The organism is Mesorhizobium sp. P160187, assembly GCF_057766425.1.
Genome location: NZ_JBYMDX010000003.1, coordinates 2,233,624 through 2,254,360, shown reverse-complemented (window position 1 = coordinate 2,254,360; position 20,737 = coordinate 2,233,624). Strand labels below are relative to the sequence as shown.

Here is a 20,737-nt window from a genome sequence, read left to right as displayed (position 1 = left end):
ACAGGCCCGAGCCGCGTCAGGTCTGCAGCTTGGCCTTCAGCGCATCGGCGAATTTTTGCGCGATCTTCTTGAAGCCGGCGGGATCGGGATGCAGTTCGTTGGCCCAGTCGGCCACCTTCAACGTTCCCTGCGTGTCGACCAGATGGAAATTGTTGTTGGGATCGTCGGCCAGGCGCTTCACCACATCGCGGAACGCCGCCAGCGCGTCGTGAACGATGACCGTGCCCTTGGCGACCGTCCAGTTGCAGAAATCGAGCGACGGTTTCAGCCACGGGCCGACACAGGACGGATGCGCTCCGTTCGGGATCGGAAAATCATAGCAATGGCCAAAGATCGGCACGCCTGGCGCGACGCGGTCGCGCAGCGCGAACAAATCGAGATAGCAGGCCTCGACCATGCCGAGCGCCTTGGTGAAGCGGTTCTTGTTCAGCCCGGGGGCGTGGCCGTCATTGAAGTCGAGGAAGATGCAGAACTGGTCGCCGGCAATGTCGTTGCCACCGGCAGAGAACAGGATGGCATCGGGCTTGCCGTCCAGCCAGTTGGCCTTGTTGCGCAGGGCGGCGATCATGCGCTGCTGCTTGGGCAGCGACATCTCGTCGGTCGCCGCATCGCCATGATGGGCAAGGTTGAGGATGGTCGGCGGCATCGAGCCGATGCGGCGCAGCTGCGCGATCACATCGGTGTCGACGAACGGAAATCCGTTCCCGGTGAGCGGATAGTCGAACCAGGAATCGCCCTGCGCCAGCATCACCAGCGGCCGGTTGGCGACGGCCGCCTCGAGATTGCCGGCACTTTCCCTTGCGGTTTCGAGCCGCTCGATGTTGGCCTGGTGAACCCTGATGCGCTTGGCGATGTCGTCGTCTATGCGCCGCTGCGCGGCTTCCTGCACGAATTCCTGCTGGTCCATCCCCAGGTCCCTCCCACGACCGTCTACTTCCAGCTGAGCATGCGCCCATGTCCATGATCGGTCTGTAATTTAGATCACAGTAAGATTCCTGGGGAAGGACGGCTTGCCACGCCGTGATCGCCGCAGAGCATGTCGTTTCCGTCTCCGTGGGGCCTGCAAAAGACCATAGACTTCTATCCTTGTTTTCGCGCAATTCCGGACGGGAAACCGCCAACACCTTCCCTGGAATTGCTTAGTCAACGGAGATCAGGAACATGCGTCTTTTCGGTCGTTTCGTGCTTGCCGCTTCCGCCGCCCTGCTGCTTGGGACCGGTGCTGCCTCCGCCGAGAAACTCAGGATCGGGACCGAGGGCGCCTATCCGCCCTTCAACTATGCCAATTCGGACGGCACGCTGGGCGGCTTCGACATCGACCTCGGCAAGGCGCTGTGTGCCGAGATGAAGGCCGAGTGCGAATTCTCCGTACAGGATTTCGATGGTTCCATTCCGGCGCTGCAGGCCGGCAAGTTCGACGCCATCATCAACATCACCATCACGCCGGAACGGGCCGAGAAGGTCGAGTTCACCCACAAATATTACCAGACGCCACCGGCCATCGCCGTGCCGAAGGATTCGACCATTGCAGGCACGTCGCCTGACGATCTGAAGGGCAAGGTGCTGGGCGTGCAGAGCGCCACCATCCACCAGAATTTCGCCGAGAAGAAATACTCCGGCTCGACCGTCAAGGCCTATCCGACCGGCGACGACGCCCGCACCGACATGGCCAATGGCCGGCTGGACGCGATGATGGACGGCTCGATCATCCTGACCGAATGGCTGAAGAAGCCCGATGGCGCCTGCTGCAAATTGCTCGGCACGCTGGCCGCCGATCCGGCCATTCATGGACCCGGCGTCGGCATCGCCCTGCAAAAGGGCAACAAGGAACTGGCCGACAAGTTCAATGCCGCCATCGACGCCCTGCGTGCCAACGGCAAGTACAAGGAAATCAACGACAAATACTTCTTGTTCGACGTCTACGGAAGTTAACCCCTTCACCGCTCCTACCTCGGCAGCGCCATCAGGCGCTGCCGTTTTCATGAGATGACGGAGAAGTTTCTTGGTTGAGCGGCGCTCCCCTTTCTACACCAGCATCGTTGGCCTCGGCGCCACGATGGGCCGGGTCGGCGGCGACTTCGTCTCGGCCAAAACTTATTCCGGCATCGCCGACGAGCATCTGAACACGCGCAAGAATGTCGGCGTGCAGGATCTCAGCACCATGGGCAAGATGGACATCAAGGGGGCGGAAGCCGAGGCGCTGGTCAACCACATCATCGTCAACGATGCGGCCGCGATGAGCCCCGGCCAGGTGCGCTATTCCACCGTCTGCCGCGACGATGGCGGTATCATGGACGACCTCACCGTGTTCCGGCTGGCGCCTGAGCATTTCATGCTGGTGACCGGCTCGGTCAACCGGCTGAAGATGCTGCCCTGGCTGCAACATCATGCTGAAGCGCGAAAGGCCTATGTCACCGACATCACGGCGGCCGTCGCCTTTCCGACGATACAGGGGCCGCGTTCCCGCGAGCTGCTGAAAGCACTGGTTTCGGATGCCGATCTCGATGAGTTGAAACGCTGGGCGTTCACTTCAGGGCGCGTCGGCGAGACCAAAGTCCTGATCTCACGCACCGGGGTGACCGGCGAGCTCGGCTTCGAACTGTTCGTGCCGGCGGACGAGGCCACTTCCGTCTGGGACGCGCTGATGCGGACCGGTAGCGATTTCGGCCTGAAGCCATACGGCGTGCTGGCCATGTTCACGCTCGGGCTGGAAAAGGCCTATCCGGCGCATGGCATCGACATGGACGAGAGCCGTACGCCCTTCCATGTCGGGCTCGATCGCTGGATCAAGTTCGACAAGGGCGAGTTCATCGGCCGCGAGGCATTGCTCACAATTCGCGGCAAGGGGCTCCACGAACGCTGGACCGGGCTGATTCTCGACGGTGACAAGCCGGCCGCGACGGATGCCAGGGTTTTCGCCGACGGCGAGGATGCCGGCGTCGTCACCTACAGCGATCACGGCTATTCCTTAGGCAAAGTTCTGGCGACGGCGCATTTGCGGCTGCCGTTCACCGCCATCGGAACCGAGCTCAGCATCGACATCGACGGCAAGCCGACACAGGCGGTGGTGGCGCCGATGCCGTTCTTCGATCCCGAAGGCGCGAGGCTGCGCGCCTGATTGCTCAGGCCAACTTTGCCAGCAGCCGCATAAAGGTGGCCGCTTCCTTGGCGGTCAGCGGCGCCAGCGTTTCCTGGGTGATGGCGCGGGCCAACGGGATCAGCCGTTCGATCGCCTCGCGTCCCCGGGGCGTGAGACTGACCAGCAGCCGCCTCTTGTCGACCTCGTGCTTGGTCAGGTCTACCAGGCCTCGCGCCTTCAGCCGGTCGATGACGCCCTTGACCGTCGCCGCGTCCATGGCGATCAGCGTGCCCAACTGGTTCTGCGAGGTCTCGCCGACATCGTGCAGCTTGGCAAGTGCAGCAAATTGCGGCGGCGTCAGGTCGCTGATCTGGGCGGCAAAGATCGAGACATGGCGCTGATGCGCCTTGCGCAGGATGAAGCCGACCTGCTCCTGCAGGCGGTAATCATGTTCGTCGGGCTCTTCGGCCTCGACCAGTTTCAGCAGATTGTCCCCGCCGCTCATCGCAAGCCATCCCAGACCTTGATGTCGCCTGAAGCCAGGCCGCCCATGCGGTCGTGCACGCGGGGGCCGCAGCTCATGGCGAGGCAGAACAGGATTTCGTCGGCGCGCGGCCCGTCGCTGAGACCGACCTCCATGGCGTCGAAATGGCTGCGGACATAGGCGGCGTTGGTGTGGCCGAGCGGCACGTCGAGCCGCGAGCCGAAGGCGCCGACCTTGGTTGCCGACGGCACGATCGCCTTGGCGTCGCCCAGCCGCTCGCGCATGGCGTAACCGCCCGGCACATGCCACAGCGCGCCGTGCTCCAGCTCCCCTGACGAACCGACGATGGTGCCCTTGCCGTAGGCGTCGATCTGCTTGATGTCGCCGCCCAATGCGGCAATGAGCTTGTCGGTGAGCAGCAGGCCAAGCGGCTTCAGATCGTCCATGGCGCTCTGCAGCTCTTCCACGTAACGACCGGCGAACGGGTTCTTGACCAGCGCCACGGCGGCAGCACGGCGGCGCGGCGCGGCCGGGGCCGGCCCGCCATCGTGAAAGATCTCTTCGGTAAGAACCGCGATCTTGCGGATCGGAAACTCAGGCATGCGCAACTTCCTTCCCTGGACTTTTGTTGGGCGCGGCAAGCGCCATGGAACCACTGATGCGGGCTTCCCCGCCTAGAAACAGCGCCGATGCGGCAATCAGGCCGCGCCGGCGAAAATCTTCGGCGACGGCAAGGCCATTGTTCAGCGCCCGCTCCACATCGCCACGCGCGAGCATGCCGACGGCTTGTGTCACCAGCCGTGCACCGAGATCGCTGTCGGGCGCCAAGTCCTGCGCGGGAATGCGCTTGATGGCGGGATTGCCGGGCAGGTCGACGGCGTTGGCAATGAGTGTCGCGGCCGCATCGGCCTCGGCGCCGGTGCGCGCGAGCACGGTGACGGCGTCGGCAATGCCAAGCGAGAACGAACGGCCGCGCCAGCCGCTCGTGGCGACGCCGCGCACGCCGTCCGCCGAGCGAATGGTGAGACGGTCGGCCATGCCGTTGCCGGTGCCGGCGATCGCCAGGTTCATCGACTGGCCCTTGCCGATGTGGAGTGCGCTGTCGCCGCCATTGTTGACATAGGCGCGGTCGAGTCTGCGGCCTGCAAGCAATGCCGAGAGCATTTCGTCGGCTACCGATCCGGCGACGGCGGCCATCGGCGTGATGAAGCATTCCGCCAAGGGCATGACGGCTGCTTCCATGCGGCGGGCCGTCGGACCGGCAAAGGTGCGTGGCGCCAGGAAAAATGCCGGGAGGCGCAGTTCCGGAAGCTCCTTGACCAACTCGACCAGGATCGTCTGGAAGCGCTCGATCGACTGGGCGTAGGCGGCACGACACTCATCCGCCTCGCCAAAGGCCTGGACGATCAGGTCGATCGGCCCGTGGTTGAGATGCAGCCGCTTGCCGTCCTGCAGCCAGTGGACTTGCGGGCCTTGCATCAAGAGGCCCCGTTCGAGCCGACGCGGCGCAACTGCGCCAGCGGCGGCCATGGATTGTGGGCCTCGGCGCCTGAGCCGCGGCGCGGGTTGAGATATTCGCCGCCTTTGGCAACGATATCCTCGACGCTGCGTATCTCGGCCTCGTAGCCGCCCAGCCGGACATAGTCGTCGCGGCGTAGCGTGAATTCGATCGGCGCCACCAGCGCCGGCGTCGGCACATAGCCGAAGGCGCCTTCCGGCACGCGCATGACGTCGACCATCAGCGTGATGCCGCCGCCCGGCCAGACATAGACCGGCGCGCCGCCAACGGTAACATAGGTATTCAAGCCCTGCACCGAGCGGGTGAGATTGACCGGGTTTTCGGTGACGCCGGCGCGCAGCGAACCGCCGGCGCCGCCGATGAACAGCACGGTGCAGAGCGCCGGCTCGCAATTGTCCTCGATCAGGCCGACCGATTTCTGCAGCCGCTCGGGGAACGGTTTTTCCACCGGCTTCAACTCGTCGTCGAGCTCGTAATAGGCGAACTGCTCGCCGGTGGTCGACACCATCAGCAGCGACAGGCCGGGGCGGGCGCCCTTCTTGGCGTTCCATTCGCCGAGGATCGACAGCGGGTCGGAAATCGAGGTGCCGCCCCAGCCGAGGCCGGGCTCGGAAACCTTGAAATAGCGGCCCGGCGTCGAACGGCGGCCGATGATCTTGATGCCGGTATCCTGCCAGCCCAGCACCTTGCCGGCCTGATGCTCGGAGACGACGCCGGTGATATGGTCGTCGACCACCACCACCTCGTCGACAAGGCCGCGCCATTGCGTGGCGAACATGCCGATGGTGGCCGAGCCGCAGCCGACCCGCATGCGGTGTTCCTGCTTGCCGTCGATGACAGGTGGTTTGCCGGCTTCGACGATGATGGTGGCGCCACCGTCGATGGTCAGTTCGACAGGCTTGCGGTTGCACAGATTGAGCATCGCGTCACAGGTTGCGCGGCCTTCCGCCTTGGAGCCGCCGGTCAGATGATGCACGCCGCCCAGCGACAGCATCTGCGAACCGTATTCGCCTGTCGTGACGTGGCCGATCGGCTCGCCTTGCGCGCGCACGATTGCCGTTTCGGGACCGAGATGGCGGTCGGTATCGATCTTCACCTTGACGCCGCAGTACGAAAAAATGCCTTCGGTGACCACGGTCACCAGATCGACCCCCTCGACCTCCTGGCTGACGATGAAGGGGGCCGGCTTGTAGTCGGGATATGTGGTGCCGGCGCCGATTGCAGTGACGAAGCGGCGGCCGGTGTTGACCAGTTCGCCGTCCCATTGCTCGCCCTCGGCAGTGAAAGGCACGACCGCGGCGCCGCTCTCTGCCGCATGGTCGAGGATGGTCAGCGGGTCCATACGCACGATGCGGCCACCGACATTGCCGTAGCGGTCGCAGGCGCCGGTGCGGCCATCGGCGATGTAGCACATCACCGGACAGGCATCGCAGCGGATCTTTTCCGCCACCAGCTTTTCGCCCGGATCGTGGGTTTCGAAGCGTTCGGCAAGCTCGCTCATCGGCGTGCCTCCTTGTCGCGGATGCCATCTTTTTCGCGGATGGCGGCGCGGATGCGCGCCGGCGTCGCCGGAACCTTGGTGATGAGAACGCCGGTGGCGTGGCGTATGGCGTTGAGGATGGCGGGTGCGGTCGGGATCAGCACATGCTCGCCCAGGCCCTTGGCGCCGAACGGTCCCTCCGGATCGGGAACCTCGATCAATATGTGCTCGATCTCAGGCACATCGCCGATGGTCGGGATGAGATAGTCGTGCAAATTCTCGGTGCGACCGGGGATGTATTCCTCCATCAGCGCCATGCCGATGCCTTGCGCGATGCCGCCTTCGATCTGGCCTTCGACCAGCAGCGGGTTGATAGCCTTGCCGACATCGTGCGCGGCGGTGATTTTCAAGAGCTTCACCGTGCCGAGCTTGAGGTCGACCTCCAGTTCGGCGATCTGCGCGCCATAGCCGTAGACGGCGTAAGGCTTGCCCTGGCCCTTGGCATCGAGCGGCAGCGTCGGCGGATCGTAGGTCTCCTCGGCGCGGAAGACGAAACCGCCCGCATCGACATCGAGGGCGGGGAGATCGATGCGCCGAGTGGCTTCGCCCTCGCGAATGACGATCGCCGGACCGTCCAATTGCAGGGCAGCTTTCTCCGAGACATTGGCAAAACGCAGGATCTTTTCGCGCAAGGCGCGGCCGGCTTTTTCGGCCGCCTTGCCGGTGACAAAAGTCTGGCGCGAGGCCGATGTTTTGCCGGCGTCCGGGCTGATCGCGGTGTCGGCGCTTCTCAGCTTGAATTTTTCCAGCGGCAGGCCGAGTGCGTCGGCGCAGATCTGGGCGATGACGGTGTTGGAGCCCTGGCCGATATCGACGGCGCCCTGGTGCAGGATGACGTCGCCGTCTGGCGAGATACCGACCCTTATGGTCGACGGATTGGGCAGCGAGGTGTTGCCGCAGCCATACCAGCAGGACGCGATGCCGACGCCGCGCCTTTTGCTCGTATTGGCATTGTTGAATGTATCTGCGTCGACCTTCGCGCGAGCCCAATGCGGCCGCAAGGAGTCGAGGCACTCGAAGATACCGACTCCCGACTCCAGTCGCTGTCCGGTAACCGTTTCGGATCCGTTCCGAAGGCAGTTTCTCAGGCGAAAATCGAGCCGGTCCATGCCGAGCTTGCCGGCAAGCTCATCATAGAGCGTCTCCTGCATGATCGTCGCCTGCGGCACGCCGAAGCCACGGAAGGCGCCGGAAATCGGCCCGTGGGTGTGGATGGCGCGGCCTTCGGCGCGGTAATTCGGCGTCGCATAGGGACCGGAGGCATGCACCGGCACGCGGTTGGCGACAGTCGGCCCCCAACTGGCATAGGCGCCGGTGTTGAAATCGCCGGAAAAGATCATGCCGGTGACATGGCCTTCGGCGTCAGTGCCGATGGTCGCCTTCATCTCGGCGGGGTGGCGCTTGGTGGTCGACATCATCGATTCGGTGCGGGTGTAGGCAAGCGCCGCCGGCCGGCCGGTTTTCAGTGCCACAAGGCCGATGAGCGGCTGCAGCGACACGTCGAGCTTCGAGCCGAAGCCGCCGCCGGTCGCGGTCGGCACGATGCGCACCTTGTCGACGGCAAGACCGAGCACCTTTGCCGTTTCGTCACGGTCCATATAGGGGGCCTGGGTGCAGGCGACGACGACCAGCGTGTCGCCGTCCATGTAGGCATGGCCGGCTTCCGGCTCGATATAGGCGTGCTCGACATAGGAGGTGTCGATGGCACCGGACACCGTGTAAGCAGCCTCGCCAAGCGCCGTCTCGGGGTCGCCGCGCTCGACAAAGCCCTTGGTCAACAAATTGGCCGGGCGGTTCGCGTGGATGAGCGCAGCCCCTTCTGCCTGCGCGTCGCCGGGCTGCAGAAAATGCGGCAGCTCGGTCCAGCGGACCGGGAAATCCTGGAGGTCGAGATCGAGCATGGCCTCGCGCTCGCCGGCGACCAGCGCCACTGCCTCGCCGCGCAGCCGCGCAAAGCCTTCGGCCAGCGCCGGCTGGTCGGCAAACGGACCGATGACGCCGAAACAGTTTTTTCCCGGGATGTCGGCGGCGGTGAAGACGCCGGCGATGCCGGGATGCGACTTCACCCAGCCCTCCAGGTCGCCGAAGGCGAAGCCGGCATGATAATGCGGCGAGCGGACCACCAGCACAGCCAGCGCATCGGCGGGAAAGGCATCGCCGCCGAATTTTTCAGCGCCGGTGACTTTTGGCACGCCGTCGAGCCGGACCGGGGAGGCGCCTACAGCATTCCCTGTGGTTGGCATTCTACGTTCAAAGTTGAATTCCAACGAATGACGTTGGCGCTGCCCCTCACCCTTACCCTCTCCCCGTGAAGAACGGGGAGCGGGGAGCGTCGGCGCTGGAGCACTTCCCTTCTCCCCGTCACTATACGGGGTGAGGGTGCCGGCAGGCGGATGAGGGGCAGCGCCGTCGGTCGACGTCTCGAACCGTCCCGCATCCATCACTGCCGCGATGATCTTTCTGTAGCCGGTGCAACGGCAGAGGATGCCGCCCAGCGCATCCTGCACCTCGGTCTCGGTCGGATTCGGCGTGCCATCCAGCAGCGCCGTTGCCGCGACCAGCAGCGCCGGCGTGCAGATGCCGCATTGCGCGGCGCCATGCGCCAGGAAGGACGCCTGCAGAGCCGAGAGCCGGCCATTGGCGAGGCCTTCGACGGTCGTTACGGACGTCCCGGCTGCGGAGGCCGCCGGCATCAGGCAGGCGCAGACGGCGTCGCCGTCGACCAGCACCGTGCAGGCGCCGCAATCGCCGGCATCGCAGCCAACCTTGGTGCCGGTCAGCTGCAATTCGTCGCGCAAAACCTGCGACAGCCGGCGCAGCGGCGGCACATTGACCGAGACGGCGGCGCCATTGACGGCGAAGGCGATCTCGGCGCGCTCGATGCCGAGGCCCGGCACGAGGTCGGGCAGGGCTTCAATCATCTCGGAGTGGCTCATGCCGCCACCATGCTGTTGTCGTTCGTCAGCCCGCAAGCCCTCAGCACGGCGCGGGCGACAAGCTCGCGCGCTGCGTCGAGCCGGTATTCGGCGCTGCCGCGCACGTCGGCAATCGGCGAGAGCTCGGCCATCGGCGCGGACAGGAGCGCATCGGCGAGTGCCGGGCCGACAGGCTTGCCCACCAGCACCGCTTCGACAGCGGCGAGCCGCCTGGCGACGGCCGAGCAGGACCCGACCGCGACAGCGGCTTCCATGACCATGCCATTCTCGGCAACGAGGCGCGCCGCCACCATGGCGATGGAGATGACGAGGTAGCGCCGCGCACCGAGCTTGACGAAGGCCGACGTGCCGGTGGCCCTGGGCTTCGGCACCCGGATGGCGGCAACCAGCTCGCCCGGTAGCAGCGCGGTGCGGCGGTTGCCGAGAATGAACTCCTGCAGCGGCAGATGACGCGTCGCGGCTGCAGAGCGCAGCTCGACCTCGGCGTCCAGCACCAGCAGGCTAGGCACGCCATCGGCAGCAGGCGAAGCATTGCAGAGATTGCCGGCGATCGAGGCGACATTCTGGATCTGCAGCGAGCCCACTTCGCGCGCGGCCTGCTTCAGCGCATCGAAAGCCGCCGGCAATGGATGGCGGACAAGGTCGGTCCAGGTGGTGCGGGCGCCCAAAACCCAATGGGTTTCGGTCTCGGCAATGCCGCGCAGCGAGGCCAGGCCGTTAATATCGAGAACATTGTCGCGGAACGGTTTGGCGCCCTGCGCCGGATAGAAATCGGTGCCGCCGGCAAGCACGCGCCAGGCGCCCTCGCCCAGCAGAGCGAGCGCCTCGTCGAGCGTGGTGGGTTTCGCGTAACGGATCACGCTTTGCCTTCCAAAAAAATCGGCCTTCCCATTGGGGCCTTCAGAAGGTGGGGTTTTCCCGAACCCCGCCAGTGTCTGATCAGGCCAAATTCATTCGTATGCAAATGATATCAAGCTGGCGGAAATTGTCAAAGCCGGAGTTTAAGGGAACCCGGCCGCCATGCATTTGTTACGCTTGCAGAGGTTGACGCAGGCGGCCATCCGGTCAAGTTTCTGCATCCGGTCGCATCAGCGGCGTATTTCACTCGATCCCCCGTTCGAGACGTAGAAGAGGAGAGGCGCCATGGCCGACGAAGCGCTTGTTGTCATTGACCTGCAAAACGACTTCTGCCCCGGCGGCGCACTGGCGGTTGCCGGCGGCGACGAAATCGTGCCGCTGGTCAACGATCTGATCCGGCATGCCGAGCATGTCGTGCTGACACAGGACTGGCACCCGGCCGGACATTCGAGCTTTGCCTCCAGCCACCCGGGGGCGCAGCCCTTCAGCGCGATCGAGATGCCCTATGGGCCGCAGACGCTGTGGCCGGACCATTGCATCCAGGGCAGCCTCGGCTCGGATTTTCACTCGGGGCTCGCCTGGACCAAGGCCGAGCTGGTGATCCGCAAGGGATTTCGCCCCGATATCGACAGCTACTCCGCCTTCTTCGAGAACGACCACAAGACGCCGACAGGGCTCGCCGGCTACCTCAAGGAGCGCAGCATCGACAGTGTGACCCTGGTTGGCCTGGCGACCGACTTCTGCGTTGCCTTTTCGGCCCTCGACGCGGTCAAGCAAGGCTTCAAGACGACGGTGCGGCTCGACGCGTGCCGCGGCATCGATCTAAACGGTTCGGTCGAGGCGATGCTGAAGAGGATGCGCGATGCCGGGGTGAAGCTCGAAGACCCGATCTCGGAGTGACTGGATCGTGACGCATCGAGGGGGCTGCACACAGTTGGGGAAGGCTTTCGCGGCAGGTGTACTCGCTTCCGCTGTGTCTCCGCAAATGGCCTTCGCGGCCGAGGCCCGCGGCCTGCCCGATGCTGCCATGTCGCTGTGGTGGGCGCTGCCTTTCGCCGGCCTGCTGCTCTCGATCGCCACCGGACCGCTGCTGTTCCACCATGTCTGGGAGCATCATTACGGCAAGATCGCCGCCGGCTGGGCAGCGCTGGCTGTCATCCCGCTGATGGTTGCATTCGGCGTTCCGGTAGCCGGTGAAGCCGTGCTGCACACGCTGCTCACCGAATACATGTCGTTCATTATCCTGCTGTTCGCGCTCTACACCATTTCGGGCGGCATCCTTGTCGCCGGCAACATCCATGGCACGCCGCTGGTCAATGCCGGGCTGCTGCTCGTCGGGGCGATGCTAGCCTCGGTGATCGGCACCACCGGCGCCTCGATGATCCTGATCCGGCCGATGCTGCGCGCCAACGACAACCGGCAGTTCAACGCCCATGTCGTCATCTTCTTCATCTTCCTGGTGTCTAACATCGGCGGCTCGTTGACGCCCTTGGGCGACCCGCCATTGTTCGTCGGCTTCCTGCGCGGCGTCGACTTCTTCTGGACGTCGGCGAACCTCTGGCGCGAGACGCTGTTTACCGGCGGCCTGGTGCTGCTTGTCTTCCTGGCCATCGACATCATGCTGCATCGCCGTGAAGGCGGCGCGCCGAAGATCAAGGATCCGACGCCGGATACGAAGGTGCGCCTTCGCGGCCTGGCCAATCTGCCGCTGCTGGCCGGCGTCATTGCCGCGATCCTGCTGTCGGCAGCGTGGAAGCCAGGCGTGAGCTTTTCAGTGCTGGGCGTGAGCCTCGAACTGCAGAACCTGGCGCGCGACGCCATTATCCTGGGGCTCGCCGGACTGTCGCTTGTCGTGTCACTCAAGAGCCATCGCGAGGCCAACGGCTTCACCTGGGGCCCGATCGCGGAGGTGGCGAAACTGTTTGCTGGCATCTTCATCTGCATCGTGCCGGTCATTGCCATCCTTCGCGCCGGCCCTGACGGCGCGCTGGCGCCGCTGGTCGCGCTGGTGACGTCACCCACCGGGCAGCCCAATGATCTCGCCTATTTCTGGCTGACCGGCGGGCTGTCGTCCTTCCTCGACAATGCGCCGACCTATCTGGTGTTCTTCGAACTCGCAGGCGGCGACGCGCGGCACCTGATGACGGAGGCGGCCTCGACGCTGGCCGCGATCTCGGCCGGCGCGGTGTTCATGGGGGCCAACACCTATATCGGCAATGCACCCAACTTCATGGTCTACGCCATCGCCCGACACCGCGGTGTGAAGATGCCGGGCTTCTTCGGCTACATGGCATGGTCAGGGCTGGTGCTGATCCCGACCTTTTTGATCGCCGGGTTCCTGTTTTTCGGCTGATCAGCCGACGCCGACATAGCGCCTGACTGCCGATGGGTCGGCGCGCAATTGCTCGACATCGACGGTCTCGCGGTTGCGGCCGTTTTCGATGAAGCAGACGCGGTCGGCGACCGACAGCACGGCGTCGACGCGCTGTTCGACCAGAATGGTGGAGACACCTAGCTCACGCAGCTTCACCACCGTCTCGCGGATCTTGGCGATCATCGACGGCATCAGCCCTTCGGTCGGCTCGTCTAGCAACAGCACCTGCGGCTCCAGACAAAGCGCGCGGGCCATGGCCAGCATCTGCTGTTCGCCACCGGACAAAGTGCCGGAGCGCTGCCGCAGCCGCTGGCGCAGCAGCGGGAAGAGGTCGAGCACGCTCTCGCGCGTCGCTCTTCCCTTGCCGCGCGCCATCAGGCCGATCTCGATGTTTTCCGCCACCGTCATCTCGGCGAACAGCCGCCTGCCCTGGGGCACATAGGCGACGCCGGCCTTGGGCACCTCATGCGCCGCCAGGCCGGTCAACTCCTTGCCGGCGAGCCGGATCGAACCGGCGCTCGACCGAACCAGCCCCATGATCGCTTTCAGCGTCGTCGTCTTGCCGGCGCCGTTGCGACCGAACAGGCACAGCACCTCGCCCTTGTTGAGCACTAGGTCGAGCCCATAGAGCACCTGAACCTCGCCATAGAAGCAGTCGAGCCTGGAGATAGTCAGCGCTTCAGTCTCGTGGGCTTCAGTCTTGGGGGCTTCGCTCATGGCGCCGTCCCCAGATAGGCTTCCTGCACCTGTGTGTTGGCGCGAACCTGTTCGGGCGTGCCTTCGGCCAGGATCCTGCCGGCGTTGAAGACCGTGATGCGGTCGGCCAGCTGCATGACGACAGGCATGTTGTGCTCGATCAAAAGCACGGTGGCGCTCTTGGCGATCTCGCGCACCAGTTCGATGAAATTGTCGATCTCGCTGTCGGCCAGCCCTTGCGTAGGCTCGTCGAGGATCAAAAGCCGCGGCTTCAGCGCCAGGCCCATTGCCACTTCCAGCAGGCGCTGATGGCCGTAGGAAAGCTGGCCGGCCGGCATATGGGCGCGGCCGGCCAGTCCGGTGCGTTCCAGCGCGGCCATGACGCCGGTGCGCACCGCACCTTTCGAGCGGGCATCGGTCAGCGTGCGCTGCACCGGCAGCGCGACATTATCGTAGGCAGAGAGGTTGGCGAAGACGCTGGTGATCTGGAAGGTGTAGGCGATGCCCCGGCGCACCCTGAGATAGGCCGGCTGGCTGGTGATGTCGGCGCCGTCGAAGACGATCATGCCGGACGATGGCTGAATGCGGCCGCTGACCAGGCTGACGAAGGTGGTTTTGCCAGCGCCATTGGGACCGATGACGGCGCGGATCTCGCCCGGCATCAGCTGAAAATCGACACCGTCGACGGCGCGCAGGCCGCCGAAACTGAGCGCCAGGCCTTTGGTGGTCAGCAACGGCATCATGGCAGCCACCCGAGCCAGCGCTGGCGGATGGTGCCCAGAATGCCTTTGGGGAAAAACAGCACCAGAAGGATGAGCGCAATACCGACGATCAGGAGATAGGCGGAGGTGTAACCGCTGGCGGTGTCGATGACATAGTACATGAACACCGTGCCGAGCAGCGCGCCCAGCGTCGTGGCGGCGCCGCCGAGCAGCACCCAGAGCAGCGGCAGGATGGAATACTGCACCGAGGCAAAGCTCGAGCCGACATAGCCGAACAGCAGCGCATAGGCCGCACCCGAGGCGGCGCAGATGGTGCCGGAGACGACGACCGCAATGAGCTTGTTGGAGAAGGTGTCGTAGCCCAGCATTTTCGTGCGCTCCTCGTTCTCGCGCACCGCGACCAGCACGCGGCCATAGCGGGAGCGGACGATGGCGAGGGTGATCAGCAGCACGACCGAGAACAGCGCCAGCGCGCTCATGTAGCGCACGGTCGGGTTGGTTAGGTCGAGCGATGTCGCGCCGAAGGCCAGAACCCGCGCCGGCTGCGGCACGACCAGACCCTGGTCGCCGCCGGTCCAGGCGGCGAAATAGAGGATGACGAGGTAAAACACCTGCGCGAACATCATGGTGACGATCATGAAGGCGACGCCGGTGGTGCGCAGCGCCAGCAGGCCGATCACCAGTGCCAGCAGCGCGCCGCAGGCGATGCCGGCGAGGAAAGCCAAAGGCACGCTCCAGCCGAGATGGATGACCGCGAGACCAGCGCCATAGAGCCCGGCGGCGAAGAACATGGCGTGGCCGAGGCTGAGCAGGCCGACATAGCCGAACAGCATGTTGTAGCCCATGGCGAACACCGCCAGCACCATGATGCGGGCCAGCAGGCCATGATGGTAGTCGGGCAGGACGAAGCTCAGCGCAAACAGCAGCGCGATGACGCCGAGATGCAATGCATAGGCTTTTGCCGGCGAAGCTTCGCTCATCGCGACGCCTGCCCGAACAGGCCCTGCGGCCGGAATACCAGCACCATGGCCACCAGCAGCGTGGCGATGATCTTGGCCAAAGTCGGCGAAAAGAACACCGAGATGATGCCGTCGGACAGGCCGATCAGCACGGCGGCGACGACGGTGCCGCGCAGCGAGCCGAGGCCGCCGATGATGACGACGATGAAGGACAACAGCAGCGGGTCCTGCCCCATCAGGTAGTGCGCCTGACTGATCGGCACGATCAGCACGGCGGCGATGGCCGCCAGCATGGCGCCGAGCCCGAAGACGCCGGCATAGACGCGGTCGACCGGAATGCCGAAGGCCTGCGCCGTCTCGCTGTCATATTGGGTGGCGCGCATGATGAGGCCGATCTTGGTGCGCGTCAGCACCAGCCAGGTGGCGATGAGCAGAAGGGCCGAAGCGGCAATGATCGACAGCTTGTAGCCGGAATAGCCGAACCAGGGCAAAAGGATGCGGTAGCTGAAGGGCGGCTCCACCGGGCGGGCTTCCGGGCCATAGAAGCTCAACGCCAGCTGCTGGATGATGTAGAGCATGCCGATCGTGGCGACGATGGTGGCTTCCGGATTGTAATTGAGCCGCCGCAGCACAAGCCGCTCGGCTACCAGCGCAATGGCGCCGACAATCAGCGGCGCAATCACCAGCGCCGCCAGGAAGCCGAGCGTGGGATGGCCGGGTATCGCCGTCGAGATCGCCCAGGCCAGCACCGCGCCCAGCATGAAGAACTCGCCATGGGCGACGTTGACGACGCGCATGACGCCGAACACCAGCGACAGCCCAAGCGCCGTCAGCGCCAACACGGCTGAGGTGACAAGGCCTTCGAGGGCGGCGAGGAGGAGGTGGGGTCCGAAATGCATTCAGGGCGCCCTTACCCTCCCCTTGTGGGGAGGGTGACCGCGCAGCGGTCGGGTGGGGGTTGGGCACGGGCCGTCGCGACCCCCACCCCGTCTCGCAAGCTTCGCAAAAGTGCGAAGCTTGCGTGCCGACCCTCCCCACAAGGGGGAGGGTAAGGCGCCTCACAGCGCCTGCGTCGTATAATCCCCTTCGGCCTCGTAAAGCCCGTCCTCGATCTTGGTCTTGTGGACGACCTTCATCTTGCCGCCTTCGACCTTGGAGATGTTCTGGATGCCAAAACACTGGTGGATCTTGCCGTTGAAGGTCTTGGGGCCTTGCGGATGCTCCGGGCCTTCGGCGAATTCGGTCAGAGCCTCGGTCGCCTCGACCAGCTTGGCGCGGTCTTCCGGGCCCTTGTAGCCGGCATCTTCCATCGCCTTCTTAACGACATAGAGCGTCTCCCAGCAGCCGAACATGTGGGCGGCGGTGGAGACGTCCTTGGGGTCGCCGACGGCAGCCCCATTGTCGTCGATGCCGACAGCGGCGCGGTAGGCTTTCTGGGCGGCCGAGTCATTGGCCTGCGCATAGCGCGGCGAACCTTCCCAGAAATGGCTGCCGTCCAAAAATTCGAGGCCGGGGCTGTTGATGTCGGTGGCTTCGAGCGAATCGATGAAGCCGAACAGTTGCGGCCGGTTGGAGCCGTAGAACTCGCCGAGTTCCTTGACGAAGGTGAGCACGGCCGGGCCGACCATCACGTGGTAGATGACTTCGGTCTCGGCCGGGATCTGCGGGAAGTATTTCGTGAAAGATGACTCTGTCGGCGGGATGGCGATCTGGGCGATGACCTCGGCGCCTTGCGCCTTCAGCGCCGGCGGCAGGTAGTCGCGATGGTCGTAGCCGAAGGCGAAATCGGGGAAGATCTGCGTCACCTTCTTGCCGGCATTGGCCGCGATCCATGGCGCCATCGACTGGATCTGGCTCTTCACATCGGTGATGCCAGGCTGGAAGACGTAGCGGTTGAGCTTGGTCGAAGCGACGTGGTGGCCTTCGCTGACGACGAAATACGGGATCTTGTTTTCGCCGGCGGCCGGCGCCGAGCCGATCACCACATGCGAGAACAGCGTGCCGAAGACGATGTCGGTCTTGTGCTGGGTGGCGAACTTGCCGACCACCTCGGCGCCACGGCCGGGATCGGTGCCGTCATCCTCGATCACCAGTTCGACAGGTCGGCCATTGATGCCGCCGGCGTCGTTGATCGCCTTGACCGCGGCGGCACTGGTCTTTTCATACCAGCGGCCATAGGCGGCGCCGATGCCGGTGCGGTGCGACTGGAAGCCGATCTTGATTGGCGCCGAACTCTGCGCCTGGCTGTAGCGGACGAAGCCGGGCGCGAGCGTCAGCCCGGCGCCGGCGGCGAGACCTTTCAGCGCGGTGCGGCGGCTAAGGGTGGATTTGGAGAGATCGAAAAACCCATTCTTGTCAGTCACGGCAGTTCCCCTGTTTTTGAGTTTTGACTGTCTGTAACGAGGCAAGGCCACTCCCTTGCAGGAGGGGCAGAAATTGCATGTGTACAAACTAAATCACCAAAGCACAGAGCTTGCAAGCGGGCTTTCCGCAAAGGCATGTGGATCAGCTTGTCTCATCCGGCCGTCGGCGTGGCAAGCAACCACAGGCCGAAGATCGTGTAGGCAATCATCACCATGGTGAGCGGCAACTGGCTGAGGGCGGCGCGCGATGGCGCCTGGTGCAGTCGCCAGGCCAGTCCATGGGCAACGAGCACCGCCAGCATGTGCCCGGCGATGATGATGCCGGCCTGCAGGTTCCACAGCCACCAGGCGGAGTCGGCCCCGGCGATGATGCCGGCCTCGATCTGCATGTCGGCGGCGCCGAACAGGTTCCATCCCAGCGCGAACGGGTCGGACAAAGCGGCGATCGCATACTGGCCGTCGACCAGCAGCGCCGTCAGATAGTGCGCGACATGATAGGCGAGCGCGATCGGTACGATCGACCAGACCAGCAGCCCGGCGGCCTCGCCGTGGGAATGTCGGCTGCCGGCAAGGCGCTGGCCGAGTATGACGGCCAGCAGGAATGCCGCCGCGAGCAAGACGAAGGTCAGCACGAGGCCAAAGCTGCTTATGCCGATGAGCGCGGTGCGGCCGGGATATTCCAGCGGGTTGCTGCCGAACAGGCCGAGCCAGAAGAAGGTTTTCGACAGGCCGTCGAAGGACACCGATGACAGGCTGAGCAGCAGGAAGGCGATACCGCTTGCCGGCAGGGGCGCTGCGCCGAGCAGTTTTGCGCCGGGCCAGCAGAGAGCGAGGCGGCCGTGTTCATCGCGCTCGACGATGGCGAAACGAGCCACCATGGCGAAAAAGATCGTCAGGAATTCGCCGCGCCGGCTCCAATCGCGGTAGCCGAAGGCGAGCATGGCGATGATGGTAAGCAACCAGTAGAGGCCGGCGGCATAGGCCAGCCGCGCCGGATCGTCGGGCGCCGGGTCGATCAGCTCGAACCAGGCGAAGGCGAAGAACAGGATAACGGCCGGCCAGCAGCCGAGCCATGAAGGCAAACGCGATTCCTGTCCCTCACCGCCACGAAGCTTGAACAGGCGGCTTACGATCCGCCACGGGCCATACCATGGGTTCAGCCACGACCAGAGATCGCCGAACAGGCCTTGCGCGATGGCAAGGCCGACCCAGAGCAGCGTCCAGATGGTTAGCGGCAGCGGATTGGAGAGCGGATCGCGGCTGCCGAACAGGCCGGCGGCGATGAGGTTTGCGAAGCCGGCAAAGGAGATGAGGCTGATGATTGTGCGAGGGGTGTCGGCGAATGGGAAGAGCGGCAGGCGGCGGCGCCAGAAGCGGTGGAGGGTTGCGGGTGGCAGCAGGGCGAGAACGAGGAAGCTTACCGCGACGGCAAGCGCGCCGCCGGCGATGTAGTAGCCGGTCGGCAGGAGGAGGACGTGACCGCGGTCGGAGGCGTGCGCGAGGGCGGGGGTGGGGAGGAGTGTGAGGGTGGTGGAGCAGGCGACATATGTCAGCCTGACGCGATCCTTCACACCCCCCTCTGGCCTGCCGGCCATCTCCCCCGCAAGGGGGGAGATTGGATGTCGCCGGGGCTTTCGCCAACTTTCAAGGGTAAAGAAAGAGGCGCGGTACTCGACGCTGCCAATCTCCCCCCTTGCGGGGGAGATGTCTGGCAGGACAGAGGGGGGTGGGCGGGAACTCACGCTATCGCGATTTCCATTTCGTCCAGCAAGGCACCCGCCGACCCTCAAACCTTGACCAGCTGCTCCACGCGGTCCTTCGCGCCAAAAATCCGGAGATAGCGCTCGATCTCCTTCTTGTCGCCCGTCGCTTTCGCCGGATTGTCCGACAGCTTCACCGCCGGCCGGCCATTGGCCTCCGTTACCTTGCAGACCAGCGATATCGCATCCAGGCTGTTGGTTTCGGTCGGCGCGCAGCCTTCGAAATCGTTGGTGAGGTTGGTGCCCCAGCCGAAGGACATGCGCACCTTGCCCTTGAAGTGCCTGTAGGTCTCCTCGATGGTTTCGACCTCGAGACCGTCGGAGAAGATCAGCAGCTTCTGCCTGGGGTCCTTGCCCTTCTCGCGCCACCAGTCGATGATTTTTTCGCCGCCTTCGATCGGCGGCGCGCTGTCGGGGCGGAAGCCGGTCCAGTCGGCGACCCAGTCCGGGGCGTCGCGCAGGAAGGATGCGGTGCCGAAAGCGTCGGGCAGCACGATCAGCAGGTTGCCGCCATAATAACGCTGCCAGTCCTGCAGCACCTTGTAGGGCGATTCCTTCAATTCCTTTTCCGGCTTGGCAAGGGCGGCAAAAACCATCGGCAGTTCATGCGCGTTGGTGCCGAGCGCTTCGAGGTCGTTGTCCATGGCCAGCAGCACGTTGGAGGTGCCGGTGAAGGCTTCGCCAATACCTTCTTTGAGCGCCTCGACGCACCAGCGCTGCCACAGGAAGGAATGGCGGCGGCGGGTGCCGAAATCGGAGATGCGGATGCCGGGCAGCGCCTTCAAGCGTTCGGTCTTGGCCCACATCTTCCCCTTGGCGCGTGCATAGAGCACGTCAAGCGCGAAGGGACCGAAGGCGCGCATGGCGGCGCGGGAACGAAGCTCATTGATGATCGCCAGCGCCGGGATTTCCCACAGCGTAGTGTACATCCAGGGACCGCTGAAGGAGAGCTCGTACTGACCGTCGCGCTTGGACAGCTCGTAGTCGGGCAGCCGAAAACCTTCCAGCCAGGCGAGGAATTCCGGCTCGAAGATCTGCTTGCGGCCATAGAAATTGTTACCGCCAAGCCAGATCATCTCCTTTTTGGAGAAGCGCAGCGTGCGGGCATGGTCGAGCTGGTCGCGCAATTCGCCTTCGTCGATGTCGTCGGCAAGCCGCACCGAGGTGGTGCGGTTGATCAGCGAAAAGGTGGCGTCGACCTTGGGGTACATGCCCCAGATCATCTGCAGCATCAGAAGCTTGTAGAAATCGGTGTCGAGCAGGCTGCGGACGATCGGGTCCAGCTTCCAGGTGTGGTTGTAGACGCGCCGCGCTATATCGGTTCTTGCCATGTCCTGCCGTCGCCTTCGCTGCTCACGTCTTTCTTACGCAATTCCGGACGGGAAACCGCCGCACAGTTTTCCTGGAATTGCCGGGCAAGAGCTTATTAGCATTGAATTTTTGAAAG

At 64.5% G+C, this 20,737-nt stretch carries 18 protein-coding genes; 4 read left to right on the top strand and 14 right to left on the bottom strand.

From position 1 onward, the window contains the following. Positions 1-16: 16 nt before the first annotated feature. Positions 17-907 carry an SGNH/GDSL hydrolase family protein gene (locus tag AC3CCE_RS14425; RefSeq protein WP_023689203.1) on the bottom strand — a complete coding sequence of 297 codons (891 nt, stop codon included), beginning with the start codon at positions 905-907 and terminating at the stop codon, positions 17-19. Between the two features lie 254 nt (positions 908-1,161). Between AC3CCE_RS14425 and AC3CCE_RS14420 the strand changes: the two genes are divergently transcribed. Then, the gene (locus tag AC3CCE_RS14420; RefSeq protein WP_023700430.1) at positions 1,162-1,932 is read left to right on the top strand and encodes an ABC transporter substrate-binding protein; all 771 of its coding nucleotides are present in this window, start codon (positions 1,162-1,164) and stop codon (positions 1,930-1,932) included. 70 nt (positions 1,933-2,002) lie between these two features. Further along, the gene (locus AC3CCE_RS14415; protein ID WP_352626401.1) at positions 2,003-3,118 is read left to right on the top strand and encodes an aminomethyl transferase family protein; all 1,116 of its coding nucleotides are present in this window, start codon (positions 2,003-2,005) and stop codon (positions 3,116-3,118) included. 4 nt (positions 3,119-3,122) lie between these two features. Here AC3CCE_RS14415 and AC3CCE_RS14410 read toward each other — a convergent pair whose 3' ends face one another. Genes AC3CCE_RS14410 through AC3CCE_RS14385 form a run of 6 tightly spaced genes read right to left on the bottom strand, consistent with a single transcriptional unit; the run spans position 3,123 to position 10,418 of the window. After that, a complete protein-coding gene (locus AC3CCE_RS14410; protein WP_023700432.1) occupies positions 3,123-3,584 on the bottom strand; it encodes a MarR family winged helix-turn-helix transcriptional regulator in 462 nt (153 codons plus the stop codon). After that, positions 3,581-4,165, bottom strand: a complete 585-nt coding sequence (locus tag AC3CCE_RS14405) for an amino acid synthesis family protein (RefSeq protein ID WP_352626403.1) — start codon at positions 4,163-4,165, stop codon at positions 3,581-3,583. Before AC3CCE_RS14405 ends, AC3CCE_RS14410 begins: the two co-directional genes overlap by 4 nt. Further along, entirely contained in the window at positions 4,158-5,042 is an 885-nt protein-coding gene (locus tag AC3CCE_RS14400; RefSeq protein WP_352626405.1) for a UPF0280 family protein, read from the bottom strand. Before AC3CCE_RS14400 ends, AC3CCE_RS14405 begins: the two co-directional genes overlap by 8 nt. Then, a complete protein-coding gene (locus AC3CCE_RS14395; RefSeq protein WP_023711350.1) occupies positions 5,042-6,583 on the bottom strand; it encodes a hypothetical protein in 1,542 nt (513 codons plus the stop codon). Before AC3CCE_RS14395 ends, AC3CCE_RS14400 begins: the two co-directional genes overlap by 1 nt. Next, complete coding sequence (locus AC3CCE_RS14390) at positions 6,580-9,543, bottom strand: molybdopterin-dependent oxidoreductase (protein ID WP_488377164.1); 2,964 nt, start codon at positions 9,541-9,543, stop codon at positions 6,580-6,582. The genes AC3CCE_RS14395 and AC3CCE_RS14390 overlap by 4 nt, the downstream gene beginning before the upstream one ends. Positions 9,544-9,554: 11 nt before the next feature. Then, entirely contained in the window at positions 9,555-10,418 is an 864-nt protein-coding gene (locus AC3CCE_RS14385; protein ID WP_352626409.1) for an FAD binding domain-containing protein, read from the bottom strand. Positions 10,419-10,701: 283 nt separating this feature from the next. Between AC3CCE_RS14385 and pncA the strand changes: the two genes are divergently transcribed. After that, positions 10,702-11,316 (top strand): bifunctional nicotinamidase/pyrazinamidase, encoded by a 615-nt coding sequence (gene pncA, locus AC3CCE_RS14380; protein WP_023683560.1) that lies wholly within the window; start codon positions 10,702-10,704, stop codon positions 11,314-11,316. Between the two features lie 85 nt (positions 11,317-11,401). Further along, on the top strand, positions 11,402-12,769 hold the full coding sequence (locus tag AC3CCE_RS14375) for a sodium:proton antiporter (protein ID WP_352626412.1): 1,368 nt from the start codon (positions 11,402-11,404) through the stop codon (positions 12,767-12,769). Here the strand turns inward: AC3CCE_RS14375 and AC3CCE_RS14370 are convergent, their stop codons facing one another. From AC3CCE_RS14370 to pncB, 7 genes are all read right to left on the bottom strand, one after another. After that, entirely contained in the window at positions 12,770-13,507 is a 738-nt protein-coding gene (locus tag AC3CCE_RS14370; protein ID WP_023683562.1) for an ABC transporter ATP-binding protein, read from the bottom strand. Then, positions 13,504-14,229: an ABC transporter ATP-binding protein gene (locus AC3CCE_RS14365; protein WP_352626414.1), complete on the bottom strand. Its 726-nt coding sequence runs from the start codon at positions 14,227-14,229 to the stop codon at positions 13,504-13,506. The genes AC3CCE_RS14370 and AC3CCE_RS14365 overlap by 4 nt, the downstream gene beginning before the upstream one ends. Beyond that, positions 14,226-15,188 (bottom strand): branched-chain amino acid ABC transporter permease, encoded by a 963-nt coding sequence (locus tag AC3CCE_RS14360; RefSeq protein WP_023689192.1) that lies wholly within the window; start codon positions 15,186-15,188, stop codon positions 14,226-14,228. Before AC3CCE_RS14360 ends, AC3CCE_RS14365 begins: the two co-directional genes overlap by 4 nt. After that, entirely contained in the window at positions 15,185-16,066 is an 882-nt protein-coding gene (locus tag AC3CCE_RS14355; RefSeq protein WP_023671284.1) for a branched-chain amino acid ABC transporter permease, read from the bottom strand. The genes AC3CCE_RS14360 and AC3CCE_RS14355 overlap by 4 nt, the downstream gene beginning before the upstream one ends. Positions 16,067-16,225: 159 nt before the next feature. Further along, positions 16,226-17,530 carry an ABC transporter substrate-binding protein gene (locus AC3CCE_RS14350; RefSeq protein WP_023671283.1) on the bottom strand — a complete coding sequence of 435 codons (1,305 nt, stop codon included), beginning with the start codon at positions 17,528-17,530 and terminating at the stop codon, positions 16,226-16,228. 152 nt (positions 17,531-17,682) lie between these two features. Then, entirely contained in the window at positions 17,683-19,125 is a 1,443-nt protein-coding gene (locus AC3CCE_RS14345) for a hypothetical protein (RefSeq protein ID WP_352626417.1), read from the bottom strand. A 191-nt stretch (positions 19,126-19,316) separates the two neighbouring features. Then, positions 19,317-20,621, bottom strand: coding sequence for a nicotinate phosphoribosyltransferase (pncB, locus tag AC3CCE_RS14340; RefSeq protein WP_352626419.1), 1,305 nt, complete (start codon positions 20,619-20,621; stop codon positions 19,317-19,319). Positions 20,622-20,737: the final 116 nt, after the last annotated feature.

What these genes read in the sequence shown, in the direction of transcription:
- AC3CCE_RS14410 (WP_023700432.1), bottom strand. Translation starts at nt 3,584, where the DNA reads ATGAGCGGCGGGGACAATCTGCTGAAACTGGTCGAGGCCGAAGAGCCC.
- AC3CCE_RS14390 (WP_488377164.1), bottom strand. Translation starts at nt 9,543, where the DNA reads ATGATTGAAGCCCTGCCCGACCTCGTGCCGGGCCTCGGCATCGAGCGC.
- AC3CCE_RS14345 (WP_352626417.1), bottom strand. Translation starts at nt 19,125, where the DNA reads ATGGCCGGCAGGCCAGAGGGGGGTGTGAAGGATCGCGTCAGGCTGACA.
- pncB (WP_352626419.1), bottom strand. Translation starts at nt 20,621, where the DNA reads ATGGCAAGAACCGATATAGCGCGGCGCGTCTACAACCACACCTGGAAG.
- AC3CCE_RS14420 (WP_023700430.1), top strand. Translation starts at nt 1,162, where the DNA reads ATGCGTCTTTTCGGTCGTTTCGTGCTTGCCGCTTCCGCCGCCCTGCTG.
- AC3CCE_RS14370 (WP_023683562.1), bottom strand. Translation starts at nt 13,507, where the DNA reads ATGAGCGAAGCCCCCAAGACTGAAGCCCACGAGACTGAAGCGCTGACT.
- AC3CCE_RS14425 (WP_023689203.1), bottom strand. Translation starts at nt 907, where the DNA reads ATGGACCAGCAGGAATTCGTGCAGGAAGCCGCGCAGCGGCGCATAGAC.
- AC3CCE_RS14365 (WP_352626414.1), bottom strand. Translation starts at nt 14,229, where the DNA reads ATGATGCCGTTGCTGACCACCAAAGGCCTGGCGCTCAGTTTCGGCGGC.
- AC3CCE_RS14395 (WP_023711350.1), bottom strand. Translation starts at nt 6,583, where the DNA reads ATGAGCGAGCTTGCCGAACGCTTCGAAACCCACGATCCGGGCGAAAAG.
- AC3CCE_RS14355 (WP_023671284.1), bottom strand. Translation starts at nt 16,066, where the DNA reads ATGCATTTCGGACCCCACCTCCTCCTCGCCGCCCTCGAAGGCCTTGTC.
- AC3CCE_RS14400 (WP_352626405.1), bottom strand. Translation starts at nt 5,042, where the DNA reads ATGCAAGGCCCGCAAGTCCACTGGCTGCAGGACGGCAAGCGGCTGCAT.
- AC3CCE_RS14405 (WP_352626403.1), bottom strand. Translation starts at nt 4,165, where the DNA reads ATGCCTGAGTTTCCGATCCGCAAGATCGCGGTTCTTACCGAAGAGATC.
- pncA (WP_023683560.1), top strand. Translation starts at nt 10,702, where the DNA reads ATGGCCGACGAAGCGCTTGTTGTCATTGACCTGCAAAACGACTTCTGC.
- AC3CCE_RS14360 (WP_023689192.1), bottom strand. Translation starts at nt 15,188, where the DNA reads ATGAGCGAAGCTTCGCCGGCAAAAGCCTATGCATTGCATCTCGGCGTC.
- AC3CCE_RS14375 (WP_352626412.1), top strand. Translation starts at nt 11,402, where the DNA reads ATGGCCTTCGCGGCCGAGGCCCGCGGCCTGCCCGATGCTGCCATGTCG.